General features: G+C 47.5%; 11 protein-coding genes. 7 read left to right on the top strand and 4 right to left on the bottom strand.

Annotated elements, in window-relative coordinates; translation table 11 throughout:
- Window positions 1–136: 136 nt before the first annotated feature.
- A complete protein-coding gene (locus NDI48_00165) occupies window positions 137–1,087 on the bottom strand; it encodes a heme A synthase (protein MEP0829618.1) in 951 nt (316 codons plus the stop codon).
- 817 nt (window positions 1,088–1,904) lie between these two features.
- On the opposite strand from NDI48_00165, the gene NDI48_00160 reads away from it, so the two are divergent.
- From NDI48_00160 to glgB, 6 genes are all read left to right on the top strand, one after another.
- On the top strand, window positions 1,905–2,942 hold the full coding sequence (locus tag NDI48_00160) for a cytochrome c oxidase subunit II (GenBank protein MEP0829617.1): 1,038 nt from the start codon (window positions 1,905–1,907) through the stop codon (window positions 2,940–2,942).
- 128 nt (window positions 2,943–3,070) lie between these two features.
- Window positions 3,071–4,831, top strand: coding sequence for a cytochrome c oxidase subunit I (ctaD, locus tag NDI48_00155; protein ID MEP0829616.1), 1,761 nt, complete (start codon window positions 3,071–3,073; stop codon window positions 4,829–4,831).
- Window positions 4,832–4,886: 55 nt separating this feature from the next.
- Window positions 4,887–5,510, top strand: coding sequence for a heme-copper oxidase subunit III (locus NDI48_00150; GenBank protein ID MEP0829615.1), 624 nt, complete (start codon window positions 4,887–4,889; stop codon window positions 5,508–5,510).
- Between the two features lie 544 nt (window positions 5,511–6,054).
- Entirely contained in the window at window positions 6,055–8,013 is a 1,959-nt protein-coding gene (locus NDI48_00145) for an alpha-1,4-glucan--maltose-1-phosphate maltosyltransferase (protein MEP0829614.1), read from the top strand.
- A gap of 512 nt (window positions 8,014–8,525) precedes the next feature.
- Window positions 8,526–12,023 (top strand): maltose alpha-D-glucosyltransferase, encoded by a 3,498-nt coding sequence (treS, locus tag NDI48_00140; GenBank protein MEP0829613.1) that lies wholly within the window; start codon window positions 8,526–8,528, stop codon window positions 12,021–12,023.
- A 152-nt stretch (window positions 12,024–12,175) separates the two neighbouring features.
- A complete protein-coding gene (gene glgB, locus NDI48_00135) occupies window positions 12,176–14,116 on the top strand; it encodes a 1,4-alpha-glucan branching protein GlgB (GenBank protein ID MEP0829612.1) in 1,941 nt (646 codons plus the stop codon).
- 168 nt (window positions 14,117–14,284) lie between these two features.
- Here glgB and NDI48_00130 read toward each other — a convergent pair whose 3' ends face one another.
- Window positions 14,285–14,905: an NUDIX hydrolase gene (locus NDI48_00130; protein MEP0829611.1), complete on the bottom strand. Its 621-nt coding sequence runs from the start codon at window positions 14,903–14,905 to the stop codon at window positions 14,285–14,287.
- Window positions 14,906–15,027: 122 nt separating this feature from the next.
- Window positions 15,028–17,817, bottom strand: a complete 2,790-nt coding sequence (treY, locus tag NDI48_00125; protein MEP0829610.1) for a malto-oligosyltrehalose synthase — start codon at window positions 17,815–17,817, stop codon at window positions 15,028–15,030.
- Between the two features lie 244 nt (window positions 17,818–18,061).
- Between treY and NDI48_00120 the strand changes: the two genes are divergently transcribed.
- Entirely contained in the window at window positions 18,062–19,399 is a 1,338-nt protein-coding gene (locus NDI48_00120) for a glycosyltransferase (protein MEP0829609.1), read from the top strand.
- A 100-nt stretch (window positions 19,400–19,499) separates the two neighbouring features.
- On the opposite strand, the gene treZ is transcribed toward NDI48_00120, so the two are convergent.
- The gene (gene treZ, locus NDI48_00115; protein ID MEP0829608.1) at window positions 19,500–21,332 is read right to left on the bottom strand and encodes a malto-oligosyltrehalose trehalohydrolase; all 1,833 of its coding nucleotides are present in this window, start codon (window positions 21,330–21,332) and stop codon (window positions 19,500–19,502) included.
- Window positions 21,333–21,487 lie beyond the last annotated feature (155 nt).

Genomic DNA, 21,487 nt, shown 5'->3' with positions numbered 1-21,487 from the left:
AACTACTCCCTGTCTCAAAAAGGAGAGCCAGGTTGGGGCAGTCTTTGTTCAGACTTGATACTTCATTCTTAGGTGTTTTTTCATCCTTGATCCTTAACCTTTAATTCAGCAAGTAACGCGGTCAGACCCAATCGGTTTAGCTAGCTGCGGCGGCATCTGGGGTAATGGGACTCGTCTCATTAGCGGCAGCACGGTCACGCAACGCTAAGACTGTAAACGCAACCAGGATTCCCAGTAAAGCCGCCCCCACAGCTTGATGTGAAACGGTCAACAGTTCCACTTGCAAGTGTAACCAAAACGTGGCGACACCGAGGATAACCTGTAAAACCACCATGACTCCCGCCAAATAGGCCAATCTCCGCAGCGTGGGATGGAGTGCAGGTGTCCGCCATGCTAGAAACACAACCGCTAAGGTGGCCAAGGTGGCGGGTACCACACCCGCGATATGACTATTCATTACCACGCAAAGTTGATATCCGGCAAAGCATTGATGTAATGCCCACTGAGAGGCGACCAAGCCACCTAACAAACTCTGGACATAAATCAGAACCGCCGCCGTGAGGCTGACCCAAGGCAACTTGCCAACAGCGCCAGTACCTTGATAGGGCATGAGCGCTGTACCAATCACTAGCATAGTGTTGAAAAATAACAGCGCGCATCCCAGGTGGGCGGTAACGATATCAAACCGCAGCAGTTCTGTAACCGTTAAGCCACCCAGAACGCCTTGGAAAATAATCAGACCTAAAGCAAATGTAGACGCCCAAGGAAGCCAGTTCGGTAAAGAACGTCGATACCACCAGCATAGCCCTGAAAGGGCGATCGCACTCAAACCAATCAAAGCTGCGTCCAGGCGGTGAAACCATTCCAAAAACACTTGGAGGTTCATTTGTTGGAGTGGCAGCCACTGACCGAAGCATTGAGGCCAATCTGGACAAGCGAGACCTGCATTCATCACCCGTGTGGCACTACCCACAGCCATCAACAGTAGCGTCGCGATCGCAATTTTCCAAACAAAGCGACGGATACGGTCTTTCGGTTGAGATGGCTCTTGAGTGGTATCCGACCGATAAAGCACTGATTCAGCCATAGCACCAATTGCAAACCAATTTAACTTAACTTTTTTTGGCAGAAGCCTGCCGTTACTTCTACTGGTCTAGCAGGAGATGCTGACGCGAGAGAGTATCGACTCATCTGCCACTTAACATCTGAGGTCGGAAGGTGGGCAGACTCCCCTTACCACTGTAATGACGCTATCGCTAGAGCTGATAGAGTTTTAGAGATTTTTCAGATTGTGAGTTTACCCATACAACCTGGAGAGACTCTGTATAAAACTTCACATTTTCGACTTTAGCCAAGTGTTCCCTGACTCATTTGGCGTCAAAACTCTTGGCTCTGACGAGCTCGATCCCAAATAAATTGCTAAAAAATCACTAAGAAAAAAGCCTGTATATCCTCTTTTACTGATAACCTGGCTTACCGTAGTAAATGACCACAACAGAGAAACTTAAAGGCTCAAAGTGTCAATCTGAAGCTAAATGGGGGAAAACAGGGAGAGGAACGTCCTCCTTGAAGGCGGAACTTATCCCTTTCGAGGGAGTGCAATTAGCGATTCTAGCAGTGTAATAGGCTAGGAAAGCATACCTTAGGGCATAAACAGATTAACCCATAAGGAGCAAGTTGCAACACCAGTACGTTACTCGTCGCAGCGACAAGCGGCACCCCAGTGTATGACCTCAACTGCCCCATCCTTTAAGGGGAAGGGGGTCTGAACCGAACCATCTGACATGATTACCTGTTCAGGGATTTTAGGAGGGTCATCTTCCGCTGCTTTGCTTGTGGGCTTTGATTCTCGCCACTCCTGTTGTGAACGAAGTCTTGTATAAACTCCTAAACTAGCTCACACCGTGAACATTCCAAGTCAAATTGCAACCCTGCTGGCTGGCATCGTCTTGACTCTGATCAGCCTGTGGTATGGACAAAACCACGGTCTCATGCCAGTGGCAGCATCAGACGAAGCGGCCCAAGTGGACGCACTCTTCAACATGATGATGACCATTGCCACAGGTCTGTTTCTGCTGGTAGAGGGCACACTCATTGTCGCAGCGATTCGATATCGCCGCCGCCCAGGTGACAACAGCGATGGACCACCGATTCATGGCAATATTCCTCTAGAAATTGTTTGGACAGCGATTCCTGCTGTCACCGTCCTGATCATCGCGGTCTATAGCTTTGAAATTTATAACGCCATGGGAGGACTCGATCCCATGGTGTCTCATGACCACCATCAAGCTCCGGTTGCCCAAACCGCTGGGATGTCACCGTCTTCAGCCAATGCTGGCAAAAATCTGATTGCCCTCGACCCCAGTCGCGGCTCCATCGCCTTGGGACTGGGTGCTTCTCCAGAACATCGAGGCGAAACCGTCCCCATGACGGTTAATGTCATGGGTCTGCAATATGCTTGGCTTTTTACCTATCCAGACACGGGTATTACCACAGGGGAATTGCATATCCCAGTTGGACAAGAAGTACAGCTCAACATCAGCGCACAAGACGTTCTACACGCCTTCTGGCTACCAGAGTTCCGCCTCAAGCAAGATGCGATCCCCGGACGGGACACTCAACTACGCTTCACGCCCAATAAAGTGGGTCAGTACCCCATCGTCTGTGCCGAACTTTGCGGTGCTTATCACGGCGCAATGGGAGCTCAGCTTTTCGTCCAAACCCCAGAAGAATTCCAGGGATGGCTTCAAGAACAGCAAGCTGTTGCCGGCAACGAAACGTTAGATAAAACCCTTGCCGCTACCAATCCGGCGGAGCAATCGAGTCATGAATTTCTGGCTCCCTATACCCAAGACATGGGGATTTCGTCGAAAACTCTGGAGCAGTTGCACTCTTCTGCTGAGCATATGACTCAGCATTTAGCTGTTACTAATCAGCTGTAATTGGTTATGGGTTGTCCTTGACCGAGTTGCAGGTTAACAGGTTACAGGTTGGCACGTTGTTCATAACCTTCAGCCCTTTAAAGCTTCAACTCTTTAACCAACAAACGCACAGACAACAGATAAAGCGCATGACACAAGCAGAGCTTCAAGAACAAGCCAATAAGCCTGCCCATGCCCCAGGACATGGCGCGACGAAATGGCAAGATTATTTCACCTTCAACACCGATCACAAAGTCATTGGGATTCAATACCTGGTGGCTGCATTCTTCTTTTTCTTCGTCGGTGGGATACTAGCAACCATCATTCGTGTGGAACTGGCAACCCCAGCTTCCGATTTTGTTAGCCCTGAAAATTACAACCGCATCTTTACCATGCACGGGACGATCATGATCTTCCTGTGGGTCGTCCCGGCGGGAACGGGTGCCTTCGCCAACTATCTGATTCCCCTGATGATTGGCGCAAAGGATATGGCATTCCCGAAGTTGAATGCCGTCGCCTTTTGGATGAATGCCGTTGGTGGAATATTGCTCCTCACCAGCTTCTTTGTCGGGCCAGCCGAGGCGGGTTGGACATCTTATCCCCCCTTGAGTACGATCGCAAGCAAGGCGGGTGAGGCGATTTGGATTCTCAGCATCCTGATTGCCGGGACTTCCTCGATTTTGGGGGGTCTGAACATTGGCGTCACCATCCTCAAGATGCGGGTGCCAGGAATGAGCTTAAATCAGATGCCGTTGTTCTGCTGGTCGATGCTGGCAACAACAGCCCTTCAGCTCCTCGCTACGCCGGTGCTGGCAGCGGCTTTGATTCTACTTTCCTTTGACTTACTCGCCGGGACAACGTTTTTTAATCCGACAGGCGGGGGAGACCCAGTAGTTTACCAGCATATGTTCTGGTTTTACTCCCACCCAGCGGTTTATATCATGATTTTGCCCTTCTTTGGGGCGATTTCGGAAGTGATTCCAGTACATGCTCGCAAGCCCATTTTTGGCTATCGGGCAATTGCCTATTCCAGTATCGCCATTAGCTTCCTAGGACTACTGGTGTGGGCACACCACATGTTTACCAGTGGCACCCCAGGCTGGATGCGGATGTTTTTCATGATCGCCAGTATGATCATTGCCGTGCCCACTGGGATTAAAATCTTTAGCTGGTTGGCAACTCTCTGGGGAGGCAAACTCGCCTTGGAGAGTCCCATGCTGTTTGCCATGGGATTTATCTCCGTGTTTGTGATCGGCGGCATTACCGGGGTGATGGTGGCCTCAGTGCCCTTTGACATTCACGTTCACGACACCTACTTTATCGTTGCTCACCTCCATTACGTGTTGTTTGGCGGTAGTGTTCTGGGGCTTTATGCCGGTTTCTACCACTGGTTCCCGAAAGTCACAGGGCGGATGTACAACGAAACCCTGGGTCGAATGCACTTTGTTCTCACCTTTATTGGCTTTAACTTAACCTTCATGCCCATGCATGAGTTGGGTTTGTTGGGCATGAATCGACGCATTGCCGTTTACGACCCGAAGTTTCAAGCCCTTAATGAGTTAGCCACAATCGGTGCGATCCTCATGGATACGTCGATTATTCCCTTCATTATTAATGTGTTTTGGAGTTTAGCTCGTGGGAAAAAAGCGGGTGACAATCCTTGGAGAGCTTTGACTCTAGAGTGGATGACCTCTTCACCACCAGCGATTGAAAACTTTGAAGGAGTGCCTGTTTTGGCGACTGGCCCTTATGACTATGGTATGGGCGATCGCGAATATCAGACCTATGTCCCCTTATCCGATGAACGGGAACCTGCATTAGCGGCTGGCCCCAACTCCGCTTTACGCGCAGAACCCGATCCCACGGTGGCTGTCAATCCCGAAGACCGTCAACCTAAGGATAAAAGTTGATTCGGCTTTTGCCAGAGGTCTCATGACTTCATACTTCACACTTCAATAGAGGTTTATGCAAGGTTCAACCATTGACGAATCGAAGACAGCCCTAAATTATCACAATGCGCCTGCGGCAAGTGCTGAGCACGAGGAACATCCCGACTTCCGGATGTTTGGGGTGGCGGTGTTCCTGGTGGCTGAGAGTATGATTTTTCTCGGCTTGTTTACCGCTTTTTTGATCTATCGTGCGATCCTACCAGCTTGGCCTCCCGAAGGAACGCCAGAATTAGAGCTGCTGTTGCCCGGAATCAATACCTTAATTCTGATTTCCAGCAGTTTTGTGATGCATCGAGGTGACACGGCTATTAAGAAAAACGATGTTTCCGGGCTGCGGTTCTGGTACGCTATCACCGCGATTATGGGGGCAATCTTTCTGGCTGGACAGGCTTATGAGTATGCTCATCTTGGATTTGGCCTCACCAACAATGTGTTTACCAGCTCCTTTTTTGTTCTCACCGGCTTCCACGGTTTGCACGTCACCGTGGGTCTGCTGCTAATCTTGTCAGTATTGTGGCGCTCGCGAAATCCAAGCCACTACTCTGCTGAAGAACACTTTGGCCCAGAAGCGGCAGAGCTTTACTGGCACTTTGTTGATGTAGTCTGGATTGTTCTGTTTACCCTGGTGTATCTGCTTTAAGTATTTTCTGCGACGCTTTGTTAAAGAATCAGCCCCCAACAGGGGGTTTTTTCTTGCCCCTGTGATCACTGTCGGCGATCGCTTGGTACTGCTCTGATTACAAACTTGAATAATGACCTGCTTTTAGCCCTAGCTCAAATTACAATACAAACCTGAAAATTTTTAGAATAAAAAGCGTTTATTGCGCCCAAAAAACTGCCTAAAATTTACTCTGATATAGTAATGATTTCAGCTCAACCTAAAAAAGCTGGACTTATAACTTACCTATAACAATCTCAATAATACTTCAGATAGATATTAATAAGCCTTTAGCCACTTACAATACCCTTGATCCAGATATCAATGATAGGCTAGATACACAAAAGACAGATCGGCTCATTGAAAGTATCTCAAATTAGAGCAAAAAAGTAACGCCAAGGTCGTTAAAAAATTGGCATCATTTTGGGTCATATTGCCATGCATTCCGCCCTTGGAAGGAGTAGACTTTCGAGTTTGATTTCTATAATTCTTTAAAACTTTTCCATCAAGTAGAGGGAGATGGTTAATGCTGCCTAGGGATGGTAGACAACGAGTCCAGATTGAGGGAGTCTCGCCAGAAATTGATGGGGGTCGTTTTCCCATCAAGCGAACCATCGGTGAGAAAATCCATGTTGAAGCCGATATGTTTTGTGATGGACACGATGTGATCGCGGGTGTGATTTTGTACCGTCCAGAAACATCCCAACAGTGGCAGGAAACACCACTGTCCGCCTTGGTCAATGACCGATGGGAAGGGGAATTCACCGTTTCCGAGATGGGGAGTTATGTCTATACCATCATGGCTTGGGTAGACCATTTTAAGTCTTGGCGGCGAGACATTCAGAAAAAGATCGACGCGGTACAGGTTGTACCCGTTGATTGGCTGATTGGAGCTCAATTAATTGAGCAAGCGAGTCAGCGAGCCTCAGGGGATGATGCCGAACAATTAAAAACTTGGTCGGAGGCTCTGCGTTCCCATGCCAAGGCTGGCAATGGCATCCTTGAGGACAAAATCGTGTCACCGCAACTGGCTTTCCTCATGGCCAAGTATCCTGACCGACAATTGGCCAGCACTTACGAAAAACTCCTCAAAGTTACAGTTGATCGAGAAAAAGCCCGCTTCAGCACTTGGTACGAACTGTTTCCCCGCTCCTGTGGCGCACCCGGAGAACATGGTACCTTCGCCGACTGTATCGCCCGTCTCCCCTACATTGCCGATTTGGGCTTTGATGTCCTCTACCTACCGCCCATTCACCCGATTGGCATTACCTTTCGCAAAGGAAAAAACAACACTGTTGTCGCCGAACCGGGAGATGTGGGAGTGCCTTGGGGAATCGGTGCTCCAGAGGGAGGGCACAAAGCGATTCATACCCAACTCGGTACGATTGAAGACTTCCGAAATTTAGTGAGTAAAGCGGCGGAGTATGGCATTGAGATAGCCTTAGACCTCGCTTACCAGTGTTCCCCCGACCATCCCTATGCGCGGGAGAATCCCCAATGGTTTAAGCGTAGACCCGATGGCACGATTCAACATGCAGAAAACCCTCCCAAAAAGTATCAAGATATTTACCCCATAGACTTTGAAACCGAAGACTGGCAAAACCTGTGGGAAGAGTTAAAAAGTATTGTGCTGTTTTGGATTGACCAAGGGGTACACATCTTCCGCGTGGATAATCCCCATACCAAAGCGTTTCCGTTTTGGGAGTGGATGATTGGAGAAGTCAAACAAGCTTATCCCGATGTCCTCTTCCTGGCAGAAGCCTTTACCCGTCCCAAGGTGATGTCTCGCCTCGCCAAGATGGGCTTTAGCCAGTCCTATACTTATTTCACTTGGCGCAATAGTAAGTGGGAATTGACCGAGTACATGAAGGAACTCACCCAGAGTGAGGTACGCGAGTTCTTTCGACCCAATTTTTGGCCGAATACGCCAGATATTCTCCATGCATTTCTCCAAAACGGCGGACGACCGGCTTTTATTCTCCGGTTAGTTCTCGCCGGCACCTTAACCGCCAATTACGGTATTTATGGGCCAGCCTTTGATGTATGTGAAAACCGACCCATTCGAGAAGGAAGCGAAGAATATTTAGATTCGGAGAAATATCAAATCCGGGAATGGGACTTGAATAGTCCTTACACCATCAAAGATTACATTGCACGGGTGAATCGCAGCCGTCGAGAGCATCCAGCCTTGCAGAGTAACAATAGCATCCGATTCCATCACATTGATAACGAGGAGATTATCTGTTACACCAAACAAACTGAAGATTTGAGAGATGTGATGCTGATGGTGGTAAATCTAAATCCTTACCATACCCACTCTGGCTGGATTCATTTACCATTAGAGTCATTGGGAATCAAACCCGATCAACCCTACCAGCTTCATGATTTGCTCAATAATGCTCAATACACTTGGGAGGGTGAATATAACTATGTTGAACTCAATCCCCATATCACTCCAGCCCATCTTTTTTGGATTCAACAGTAGCCCGATAAATCGGTGAAAATCCAAATGACGGGCTAAAAAAGTCAGGAGCCTCACGTTTTTGTAGAAAGAGTGAACTCCATCCAACTCCTCCCCTGATTCAGGGGAGGAAATCTGGTATCTATTTCTATTTACCTAAGTTGATTAATGTCTCGCTTTTGAGCAGCGACGGGTTGTGCAATAGAACAGGTATTTATAGAGCGGCTCTCAATGAATTGTGAAACCTATTGAGCGATGTGGGTAATGGGTCAAGGCGTTAATTGAAAAGTTACGCAAACGGTAATGGGGAAGACGTGCCGATTACCGATTACCGATTACCGTCTCTTGTCGTTTTCACGCCGGATTTAGACGGGCTATATCCCACTAAAGGAATATATCTGACGATTGGGAGTTAGATATATTTCTTTGAGTAAGGTAAGTTCAAAGGCATCTTTCGATTGACGGTTGTCCCCTGAACTTAACTACTGCAACATCATATTAGCTGAAACTAAAACCTAAAGTCTAAAAAGTATTTCATGCAAACCGCTCACTCGATATTAAAAGACGATCCCCTGTGGTTTAAGAACGCCATCATTTACGAGGTGCCTGTTCGTGCCTTTGCTGATAGCAATGGTGATGGCATTGGTGACTTTCGCGGACTGACAGAAAAACTGGATTACTTACAAGATTTAGGCGTCACGGCACTCTGGGTACTCCCATTTTTCCCGTCACCCCTGCGAGATGATGGATACGATATTGCCGATTACACCAGTGTTAACCCCATCTATGGCACATTAGACGACTTCAAAGAATTTTTAGAGGCGGCTCATCAGCGTGGCATTCGCGTCATTATCGAGTTAATTATCAACCATACCTCCGACCAACATCCCTGGTTTCAGCGGGCGCGACGGGCACCCAAAGGCAGTGTAGAACGAGATTTTTACGTCTGGAGCGATACTCCCGACAAGTACCAAGAAGCGCGGATTATTTTCCAGGATTTTGAAACCTCGAACTGGGCTTGGGACCCCATCGCCAAAGGTTACTACTGGCATCGCTTTTACTCGCATCAACCGGATTTAAATTACGACAATCCTGCCGTGCGCCAAGCCGTCTTTGAGGTTCTGGATTTTTGGTTAGAGATGGGCGTTGATGGGCTACGCATGGATGCGGTGCCTTATCTGTATGAGCGACAAGGGACGAACTGCGAGAACTTGGCAGAAACCCATGCCTTCCTGAAGCAGATGCGATCGCATGTAGACGAAAAGTTCCCCAATCGGATGCTGCTGGCGGAGGCGAATCAATGGCCTGAGGATGCTGTGCAATATTATGGGGCTGGGGACGAATGCCACATGAACTTCCATTTTCCCCTGATGCCTCGCTTGTTCATGTCCCTACGGATGGAGGATAGTTTCCCGATTAGTGACATCCTCCAGCAAACGCCTGCGATCCCCGATAACTGTCAGTGGGGATTGTTCCTGCGGAATCACGATGAACTAACGCTGGAAATGGTCAGTGATGAAGACCGGGATTACATGTGGAGGGTCTACGCTCAAGACCCGGAAATGAGGGTAAACTTAGGCATCCGCCGCCGTCTGGCTCCCCTATTGGGAAATGACCGCCGCCAGATTGAGTTGCTGAATGCGCTGCTGTTGTCGATGCCAGGAACTCCCGTCCTCTACTACGGGGATGAAATTGGCATGGGAGATAACGTTTATGTTGGCGATCGCAACGGCGTCCGCACCCCGATGCACTGGAGTGCTGACCGGAACGCGGGTTTTAGTCGTGCTAACCCTCATAAGTTATATTTACCCGTCATCGTTGAGTCGGAATATCACTACGAAGCGATTAACGTCGAGGCACAACGGGCTAACCCCAATTCCCTCTGGTATTGGATGAAACGTTTGATTGCCACCCGCAAGCGTTTTGACGCTTTTGGTAAAGGAACCTTTGAATTCCTACACCCGGAGAACCGCAAAGTTCTGGCCTTCACGCGCACCTACAATGATGAACACATCTTGGTCGTGGCGAACTTGTCCCGCTTTGTGCAAACGGTGGAATTAGACTTATCCCACCTCAAGGGAATGGTGCCCGTTGAGATTTTTGGTCGCACGGAGTTCCCACCCATTGGAGACTCGTCCTACTTCCTCAGTGTTGGGCCTTACTCGTTCTACTGGCTTACCCTACAACTTAAACCCAGTGCGCTTCAGCCGTCTCAACCTCAAGCAGAGCTACGGAGTCTAGCGGTTACTGGTCAGTGGCAGAACATTTTTTCCCAACCCCAGTCGAGAGGGACTTTGGAATCTATCCTGCCGGATTACCTGTATACCTGTCGCTGGTTTGGTGGCAAAGCCCGGAAGATTCAATCTACACACATTACTGAAGTGATCCCGGTGCCCTGCAAGGACACAGATAGGGAAGGCGTAGCGAGTGCGCGAACGTCTGCTCAGCTAGTTTGGTTGCGTGTGGACTATATCCAGGGAGACCCGGAAACATACCTGCTGCTCTTGTCCTATGCAGAGGGTGAGCAAGCGCTGCACCTTTTGGCAGACATGCCTCGATTTGTGCTGGCTCGCCTCCAAATTGCCGGAAAAGAAGAAGCTGGAGTTCTCTTCGATGCCGCAGCAGACAAGAACTTTTTGACCTTCCCGTTGAATGCGATCGCTCACCAGCGCCGCTACAAAGGGATGGCAGGGGAATTGCTTGCCACGGCTACTGATATCTTCCAAAGCTTGAGCGGTGGGACAACTGACTTGGAGCCTTCCCTGATTAAGGGTGAGCAGAGCAATACTTCGATTATTTATGGCGATCGCCTCATCCTTAAACTCTTCCGTAAGCTTGAAGAGGGCATTAACCCCGATTTGGAAATTGGGCGTTTCCTCACCGAGAAAAAAGTCTTGGAACACTTTGCCTCCATTGGTGGGGCGCTGGAGTATCGCCGTCCCAAAGCCGAACCCATGACTGTGGGGATATTGCAGGAGTTTATCCTCGATACCCGCAGTAGCTGGGAGTATACCCTCGATAGCCTGCGTAGTTACTTCGAGCATGTAGCGGTGCAGCAGGCGGATATTACCGAAGTCCCCGTGCCATCAGACTCCCTGTTAGATTTGCAGGCAGCTTTCAATGAGCCGGAAACACTCAGCCCAGATGCAGAGGATGGGAATGGGCAATTCTCGGCGTCCCCCTGGCCCCACGTCTCATCGGTGCCGATGGATTCCTTAGTTTCCCAAACCATCGGTTCCTACTTGAGTAGCGCTCAATTGCTGGGTCAGCGCACGGCGGAACTCCATCTTGCCCTCACTTCTGCTCCAGAGAATCCCGACTTTGCCCCAGAACCCTTTACATCGTTCTATCAGCGATCGATTTACCAATACTCACGCAACTTAGCAGGGCAAGTGTTTTTGTTGTTGAAAAATCGCCTGAAACAACTGCCACCCGGCACCCAAGAGTTGGGGCAAGCTGTCCTTGAGGCCAGTGAGCAGATTATGGGGCGCTTCCAGTTACTCCTGAATCAAAAAATCACGGCAATGCGAACCCGTACCCACGGGGACTACCACTTAGGACAAGTGCTGTACACGGGTAAGGACTTTATCATCATTGACTTTGAGGGAGAACCGGCTCGCAGCTTGAGCGAACGACGCATGAAGCGATCGGCTTTACGAGACGTAGCAGGAATGCTGCAATCATTCAACTACGCTGTCAGCATGGCACTTCGCAATGAAGTCGAAAGTGGGATGATCCGCCCTGACAATTTCCCGATCATGGAGCAATGGGCGCAGTTCTGGTATCGCTGGGTAAGTGCGGCTTTCCTGAATGCCTATCTCACAACGGCAGGCAAGGACTCTTTCTTACCCCAAACAAAAGCAGAGCTGCAAGTGCTTCTGGATAACTATCTGTTGGAGAAAGTGATCTACGAATTAGGTTACGAACTCAACAACCGCCCGACTTGGGTGGAAATTCCACTACGACGGATTCTCCAGTTGCAGGAGTCCGCGTCGAGGGGGAATTACAGTCAAACCGCTTCGCGGAGTCACTAGTGATGAGTCATTAGTCATCAATTGAACAAGTCCCTTTTGCAAGAAGAGGGAAAAGGTCAAAGGGTAAAGGCATCTCCCCCCTTTAACCTTTCCCCTGACTTAGCGCAAGAAGTGTAATGACGAACGAGTCAACGTAAAGCTTTTAAGAAATCATGACACAAACATCAGTTAATCCAAACCAACAAGAGGTGACAAACGGTTATGTCAGCCTGCTAACTGAGGATGACCTCTATCTGTTTAATGAAGGGTCACACTTCCACCTTTATGAAAAATTAGGGTCTCACCCCGTCGTGGTCAATGGCGTAGAGGGAACTTACTTTGCCGTTTGGGCACCCAATGCAACTGAGGTCTGTGTTAAAGGAGATTTCAACGGGTGGCAAGATTACGGTCACTGCCTATCTCTGAAAGGAAACTCCGGGATTTGGGAAGGCTTTATTCCTGGCCTGACCAAAGGCAACCTCTACAAGTACCGCGTCGTCAATCACAATACTGGCTATGCGGTGGATAAAGCCGATCCAGTTGCCTTTTTAGCCGAACTTCCGCCGAGGACAGGTTCAGTCGTTTGGGACACTGAATACACTTGGCAAGACCAAGAGTGGATGGAAAAACGCGATCGCATACAAGCCCTCGACGCACCCATGTCCGTCTACGAGGTACACTTAGGCTCCTGGATGCGAGTCCCAGAAGAGGGTGATCGTTTCCTCACGTACCGGGAACTGGCTTCAAAACTGGCTGAGTATGTCCAGCAGATGGGATTTACCCACGTTGAATTGATGCCGATTACTGAGCATCCCTTTTACGGATCGTGGGGTTACCAAACAACAGGCTACTTTGCGCCAACCGGCCGCTATGGGACTCCTCAAGACTTTATGTACTTGGTGGACTACCTGCATCAGCATGGAATTGGTGTGATTTTGGATTGGGTGCCGTCTCATTTCCCCACCGATCAGCATGGACTGAGTTATTTTGATGGGACAAACCTGTACGAACACGCCGACCCCCGCAAAGGGTTCCATCCTGACTGGCAAAGCAGTATTTTTAACTACGGTCGCCATGAAGTCCGCAGTTTCTTAATTAGCAGTGCCTTTTTCTGGCTCGACAAGTGCCATATTGATGGACTGCGGGTGGATGCCGTAGCATCGATGCTGTATTTAGACTATTCCCGCAAAGAAGGAGAGTGGATTCCCAATCATCACGGTGGTAGGGAAAATTTTGAGGCGATCGAGTTTCTGCGGCGCTTTAATGAAGCGGTTTACAAGCATTTTCCAGGTATCCAAACCATTGCGGAAGAGTCCACCTCTTGGCCGATGGTTGCCCGCCCCCTGTATGTGGGGGGTCTAGGATTTGGAATGAAATGGGACATGGGTTGGATGCATGACACCCTCAGCTATATGTCCCAAGAACCTATCCACCGGAAGTACCATCACAATAAACTCACCTTCCGGATGCTCTACGCCTTTAACGAGAACTTCGCCCTGCCCCTTTCTCATGATGAAGTGGTTCATGGTAAGGGTTCACTGATTGGCAAAATGCCGGGAGATTACTGGCAGAAATTTGCCAATTTGCGCTTGCTTTTTGGATACATGTATGCTCAAGCCGCAAAGAAACTGTTGTTTATGGGCGGGGAAATCGGTCAATGGTCGGAATGGAACCATGATCGGAGCTTAGACTGGAATCTTCTAGAGTATCCCATGCACTCAGGTCTGCAAAAGTGGGTGGCTGACTTGAACCACACTTATCGCACTGAACCTGCCATGCACGAATTAGATTTTGACTGGCAAGGTTTTGACTGGATTGATTGCAACGACTCAGAACAAAGTGTGATTAGTTTGGTTCGCAAGGGTAAGTCTCCCGAAGATGTGGTGTTAGCCGTTTGTAACTTTACCCCTGTACCGCGCTACAACTACCGCATCGGTGTCCCGGCAGCAGGCTTCTGGCGGGAGTTACTCAACAGTGATGCTGGGGACTACGGCGGTAGCGGTTTGGGCAATATGGGTGGCGTCCATGCAGAGGAAATGGCTCATCACGGTCAGCCCTACTCGGTGAATCTTACTTTACCGCCTTTGGCGATCGCTTTTTTCAAGCGTTGTTAAACGCGGCTTTTGCCGGAAAAAATCCCCCGTTATCGTCGATAATGGGGGATTTTTAATTTATAACCCAATCCGTTTCGCTCACCGCCTTATTCCGCCAAGGAGGGGGGAGTGGGGAAGAGATATTTTAGACACTGAAAAAAGGGGTCTACTAGCCTGATTTAATATTATTTAATCGAAGCTTGTATACCACTCAGGATGCCGAGAATACTCGAAAATTAGAGCAATTTGACTCGGTGTCACGCGAGCGTGAGATAATTCGGGAATCTCATGTTCAGCAAAGAATTCCACTTCTGTTGTCTCTAGGCTCGGCGATGGTTCACCACTAACTAACTCGCATTGAAAAAACAGCTTGTAGACATAATAGGGACTGGGGGAATGGGGGTGTCGGTTTCTGTCATAAACGGCGAGTAATTTGACAGCGCGAGTTTGAAACCCAGACTCTTCATACACTTCTCGTTCCACAGACTCTCTAGGACTTTCACCCACATCCGCCCATCCTCCGGGTAGCGTCCAACCGCCATCGAGTCGCTCTTTGACCAACAAGATTTTATTCTCTTTAAATACTACGCCTCGCACATCAACCTTAGGAGTAGCAGGGCCTACTTCATCCGCAAATAGATTGAGGATGTAGAGTGGATCTGTTTGAGAGTAGGTAGCCATCATGTCAGCCGCAATTTTGCGGATTGACTGGTATCGCTCAAGATCAAACGGGTTTTCAGTGTACGTGAGGCCGTTTTGAGCGATCGCCTGTAATTTCTTTGCCCATTCAAGCCACCTGAGATCCACCATGCCACTCCCTAGTTCAGTGCTATCCTCCTGCAAATGAGTATGTTAGCGCTAAGCTACTCAAAGTTTTAGGGAATTCTTGCTGATTCAAGATAGTTCTACACCCAAACCCCTACATCGTGGCTCTAGCTTGTCAGCAACGCTACGGGAAAGTGTTGCAATGCCTTGCCAATGGACACAATGCCATCTTCAGAAAACGTCTGCAAAGAAATAGCATTTGTCCAGGATGTCGGCATTCCTTGAGGTAACTCGATGCGGGTATCCTCCCATACCGATTCCCCTAGGGGGAGTGTTCCGGGTTCGATCAAGCTTGTCAGGAAGCGAGGTGCGATCGCAATGACTGTCGTTTCACCATCGCGTCTGGCAAATGCCACAATATGCTCCTTGAACTTTCCCGTCACTTCTAGAGGCAGATAATCTCCCTTCTGGAACACTGTCAAATTCTCTTTTCTAGCCTGAAGAACTCGGTAAGTTAGGAACAGTTTAACTCGACCATCTTCCTTACTCGACAATAACTCATCTATCAGCTTCAGACTATCGGTTTGTAGGTTCTGTTGAATCTCCTGCAAACAAGAAATTCGCTGGTCGTAATCAACCGGACGTCGGTTATCCGGGTCTACCATGCTCAAGTCCCATAACTCCGTTCCCTGATAGGTATCCGGTACACCGGGCGCTGTATATTTCAGCAATACCTGTGACAGTGAATTAAAGATCCCATAGCCTGCTACCCACTTCTGGAAAGGCAGAAACTCCTTCATGAATTCATTCGAGTCAGAAGGCTCTAAAACTCTTTCCACAAAAGCCAGAAATTCCTCTTCATAAGCACTATCAGGGCGTAGCCAAGCCGTATGCAGTTTAGCCTCTCTTACGGACTTAAGCATATAGTCTTTCACCCGTCCCAGAAACGAAGCATTCTCACTTTCATTAAACGGATAAGAACCCACCAAGGTCTGATAGAAGAAGTATTCATCATTGCCAACAGGAACCGCTTTTCCCCTGACCTCATGTTTTTTAGAGCGATTAATTTCACTCCAACGTTTCACCTGTTTTTCCCATTCTTCTGGGATTTCTGAAAGCACATTCAATCTTGACCGCACATCCTCACCTCGTTTGGTGTCATGAGTTGCCGTAGCATTCATCTTGTGAGGCCAAGCCGTCATTTGTTGTTGATTGACCTCATGAAACTCATTGAGGGTGATGCCAAATTTTCCAGGATTCCCCCCCACTTCGTTCAAAGCTAGAAGTCGGTTATACAAATAAAATAGTGTGTCCTCAATCCCTTTCGCCATTAGAGGTCCACTCAACTGTTGGAACCTCATCACGAAGTGAAGCCGTAAAGCTTTTTGCTCTTCCGTTAACGACTCCTCCCATTCCAGCAAGAGCAACTTTTCAATATAGTTAAGTTCATTCAAAAGCAGCGGAATTCGCCCTCTGGCTTCTTCAATTGCTTCCTTGATGTAGGTGCGATCGTCTTCACTCAACCCATCTCCATTTACGTAGGTGCGATAAACCGGGAAAAGGCACAGTACTTCTGAAAGGGTTCTTTTCAAACCATTCATGGTAAAGTCAATCCCCAGTCGAGATTGACCTGCGATTTTTTTCAGGATCTGAGCCAGATTATCGACATCTCCCGCCAAGTTCTTCTCGACAATTAGGTGTTTCTTATCAAAAAATAGCTGCTCGTAATCGCTTTGGGAGCTACTGAGTTGAGTGTAGATCTCTGTAAACTTTTTCTCACTCTCGGTTTTGCAGAAAATTCCATTGACGTAATTTAAAAAATCATAGCCGCTTGTCCCCTCAACAGGCCAGCCCTTAGGTAAATCTTCTTCAAGTTCCAAAATCTTTTCAACAGTGATATAGACATCCCCTGTTTTTTCCCGGAGTCGCTTCAGATATTGCGTTGGGTCATAAAGTCCATCAATGTGGTCGATTCGTAATCCAGTGACTTTTCCTTGCTCAACAAGCTGGCTTACTAAATCGTGAGTTTTGTTAAAGACTTTGAGTTCTTGCACCCTCATCGAAATCAGTTCATTAACGGTAAAAAATCTTCGATAATTGATTTCTTCCGCACCGACTTTCCAAAACGATAGTCGGTAGAACTGGTCTTTTAGCAAACTATCCAGAAAATGAAAACTATCAGGGTTTCCCTTTTCTCCATTAAAAAGCTTTACATTGCTATCAATAAATTCTTTGACTTCCGGATTTTGGGTGTAGAGTTCCCACAATAGTACTTTTACAAAGGCTATCTGGGCATATCGTTCCTTACCCTTGGTTTCGTTAGGTATGCTTTTTATTAGATAAAGAATACCTAATAACTTGAGAAAATCGGGATGGCGCTTACCCAGTTCTCTTGCTAACTGTCCCAAATTCTGACCGATAAACCGACCATAAGATTCTATTCGGACAGGCAATTTCAAAGCATAATAATTGACGCTTAACCCACTCTCCTCATAGTTAAGCTGAATTTCACCATTCTCCAAAGCTTCTCCATAAAAACTACCCATCATGGGAGCAAGTACTCGCCCCTTAATGTCTTCGTAAGTATGTTCCCATTCAATGTCGAAGTAGTCAGAAAATTCAGAATCAAGCCCATTTTCTAGAACATCCATTAGCCAAGCATTTTGGCTATGATAAGCCATGTGGTTGGGCACAATATCCTGTACCCACCCCATGTCATGATTCTTGATTTCACTCACCAGTGCTTCAAAATCCTCTGCTGTTCCCAGTTCAGGATTCAGTTGAGTGGGGTCAACGACATCATAGCCGTGGGTACTGCCGGGTGTAGCTTTAAAGATTGGCGAGGCGTAGAGGTCAGAAATTCCTAATTCAGCCAGATAATTAATGATATTTTTTGCTGCTTCAAACTTAAATTCTGACTGAAATTGAATCCGGTAAGTGGCTGTGGGAATTCGCATATTTTAAGAGGGACTCCTAATTAATTTAAACTAATTATCATCAACTGGTATTTGGGATTTTTAAGATTTCAAAAAGCCATTGTATTTTTCTTGTAAAGGGAATTTAGCTGCAACAATTGGAGTTATTTTAATATTCTCTTTTTAGGAAATATAAAACATCTTTCTTGGGACAGAGAGTCCTGACATAAATGACAAGCCAAACTTATTAGTGGAGATAGATCAAAACACGAAGAACAGCTATTTTATGTTGACTAAGCCCAGAGAATATGAGCTTGCCAGGAATGGCCAATCTGTACAACAAAAAGGAATGCTGCTCGTTCTGCCCGTTCCCCTTCGAGTTAAAGGAAACCAACTATTGTTTGACTCCCAGGCTTGCAACGGCTTAGAGCAGTGGGCTGATAACTTTGAGTCAGTGATCGTCGCCGCACCTCTATTGCCCGAAGCCCTAGCCACCCACGAAAAAACCATAACTTGGCAGGACACAGCCACCTTAGCCAAACCCCATCGCTTTGAATTTGTGCCACTCCCTTGGGCTTATTCCCCCCTCAAGTTCTTTTTTTGCTATCGTTCGGTACGAGCCTCTCTGGGCGAATTAATCTCACGCTGCCGTTATCTTCAATTTGCGATTGGCGGCTTGTTTGGCGACTGGGCGGCGGTTGCCGCCTTGGAAGCTCACAAACAGGGTAGACCCTATAGCATTCATACGGATCGCGTCGAACATGAGGTCATGCTGCGATCGAGCCAGGGTGCAAAACTCAAAACCCGACTGAAGTCGAGAATCATGGCACCGCTGATGGCGATCTACCACAAACAAATTATCAAGAATTGCTCCCTAGGTCTGTGGCATGGTCAAGATTGCTATTCAGCTTATAGCCCCTTTTGCAAGAACAGCCATCTGATTCACGACATCCACACAAAACCTTCAGATTGCATCAGCGATTTTGATCTGTTTCAAAAAGTGCGGCGTGCGAAGAGGGATGAGACAATTCGCATTTGTTATGCCGGACGTATGGATTCGATGAAAGCCCCCTTGGACTGGGTAAAAGCTGTAGGAAGGGCGAGGGATTTGGGTGTGAAACTGCACGCCACTTGGATGGGTGATGGGCCTTTGATGCAGGAAATGAAAGCCATGATTGCAGAGATGGACTTAAGTTCTTTCATCGAACTGACGGGATTTGAGTCAGATCGAAAAAAGTTGTTTAAGAAAATAGGGGAATCTCACATCATGTTGTTTACTCATGTCACCCCAGAATCGCCACGCTGCCTGATTGAGTCCCTAGTTCGCGGCACGCCGATTATTGGCTATCAAAGCGAGTACGCTGATGACCTGGTGAATGACCTCGGTGGAGGTCTGTTCGTGCCCCTAGAAGACTGGGAACAACTCGGCAATCTGATTGCTAAATTGTCGAACGACCGAAAACGTTTGTCAAAACTAATCCAACAGGCTGGCAACAACGGAGCCCGCTTTAATGATCAAGCGGTCTTCCACGAACGTAGTGAGCTGATCAAAAAGCATCTCCCCAGAGATAGAGAAGAACTCATGAAGTATGAACTATTAAATTACCCCACCCCCCTTGGCTAGACTGCTGTCGGAATGGCGCATGTCCTGATAATCTCTCTTCTCAATTCAGAAGAGATGAAGCTCCGTTCCCCTAACATTCAATACCCATTCTGGTTTTGATTCATTCTGCTAGAGTTTCCAGCTCATAGAGGACAAAACTTTGGGGAGCGATTGTCACTTTCTCCTCTCGAATTAGTTTTTCTGGCAAGGTAGAGCCTGAACCCATCCATTTATCATCGGTTGAATCCAGAATTTTTCGCCAGATTCCACCGGAAGACGGTTGACAAGTGACTTCTTTTTTATTGAAATTCATAATGCAGAAGATTTGGTCGCCACTACTTCCACGCCGGAGGAACAGGAGCTTATGTTCTTCAACGGCAGAGGCTTCTAGATTTTGCTTATCGAGTTGTTTCAGCGCAGGCAAGGTGCGACGTAGTTGAATTAAATGCTGATAAAGTTCTAACAGCGCCTTGTGTTTACCTTCTTGTCGTTTCTCCCAGTTCAACTGACATTTTTGGAACGTATCAGAACTGAAGGGGTCGATAAACTCTCCTTCTATATGAAAAGCGGCAAAGTCTTTCTTTCTCCCCTCTCTCACTACCTCAACTAATTCCGGGTCTGTATGACTCACAAAGTAGAGAAACGGTGCATCTTCTGCATACTCTTCTCCCATAAATATTAAAGGAATATTGGGAGCAAGTAGGAGTACGCCAGCTGCCAGCTTAAGCGCTTCAAATGATACTAGATGAGTTAAGCGTTCACCTAACGCTCGATTGCCAATTTGGTCGTGATTTTGGGTAAAAACGACAAATTGATGACCGGGGATAGCGCTTGAATCACTGCCATGAAATTTTTTGCGAAACGGCGAGTATTGCCCAGAGTAGACAAACCCTTGTTTAAAAGCCTTTGCCATCTGTTCACAGGTGCCGTAATCTTCGTAATACCCAGACTCTTCATCGGTTAGCAGGGTATGCAGAGAATGGTGGAAAGCATCGTTCCACTGAGCATCTATACCATAGCCACCTAACTCAATGGGGCGAATTATTTTAATATCGCTTAAATCGTTTTCGGCAGTTAGATAAAGTTTACGACCTAGTGTTTTGGAAAGGGCATCAACGTTTTCTGCTAGTTCTTGTAAGAAGTGTTTGACACCGATATCGTATAGGTGGTCGCTAGCATCTAAGCGTAGAGCGTCAATGTGAAAATTCTCAAACCAATACAGGGCGTTTTCAATAAAGTAGTTACGCACGCCGTAACTATATTCACCATCAAAGTTAATGGCATTCCCCCAAGCTGTTTGGTAGTGGTTTGTGAGGTACGGTGCATAATCACTGAAGTAGTTTCCTTCTGGACCAAAGTGATTGTAAATTACGTCTAGAATAATTGCTATCCCTTGTTTGTGAGCCGCATCGACCAGTTTTTTTAATCCTTCAGAACCGCCATAGGAATGCTGCGGTGCGAAGGGAAAAACGCCATCATAGCCCCAGTTGCGATTGCCTGGAAATTGTCCGATTGGCATTAGTTCGATCGCATTCACCCCAAACTCGTGCAACTCTCTTAACCGGGGAATAATCGCTTCAAAAGTACCTTCCGGGGTAAACGTGCCAACGTGCAATTCATAGATAATCATTTCCTCTAAGGGAACGCCCGACCAATCGGCATCAGTCCAGTTTATCTGAGTGTGAGCGACCACTTCAGAAGGCCCATGTACGTCCTTGGGTTGAGAGTTGGAAGCGGGATCGGGTCTATCTACCTCTCCTGAGAGTTTGTAGAAGTAAAGTGTTCCTGGCTCCATATCTTCAGCTAGTACTTTAAAGTACCCCCATTCATCTTTTTGCATGGGAAGCAAACGCTGAGCAGGGGATACTATTTGTACAGCTACTTCTTCGTGAGCGGGTGCCCAAACCGTAAATTCACAACGACCGTCACCAAGATAATTAGCGCCGATTTTCATCTTTAATTCCACGCAATTGGAAAAGGGGAAGTCGGTTTTGATTTTCTCCCTTTTAAACCGATCGCGCATCTTTCTCTTGGAAGAAAGTTGAGCATCAAGATTTTCTACTTACTTCCTTCCCACACAAAATTATCTACTAGGCAATGACTAGCCAA

Source organism: Microcoleus sp. AS-A8 (assembly GCA_039962225.1).
In the GTDB taxonomy this organism is placed as follows: Bacteria; Cyanobacteriota; Cyanobacteriia; order Cyanobacteriales; family Coleofasciculaceae; genus Allocoleopsis.
The sequence above is the reverse complement of the archived record's forward strand: the minus strand, read 5'-3'. Positions and strand labels throughout refer to the sequence as shown.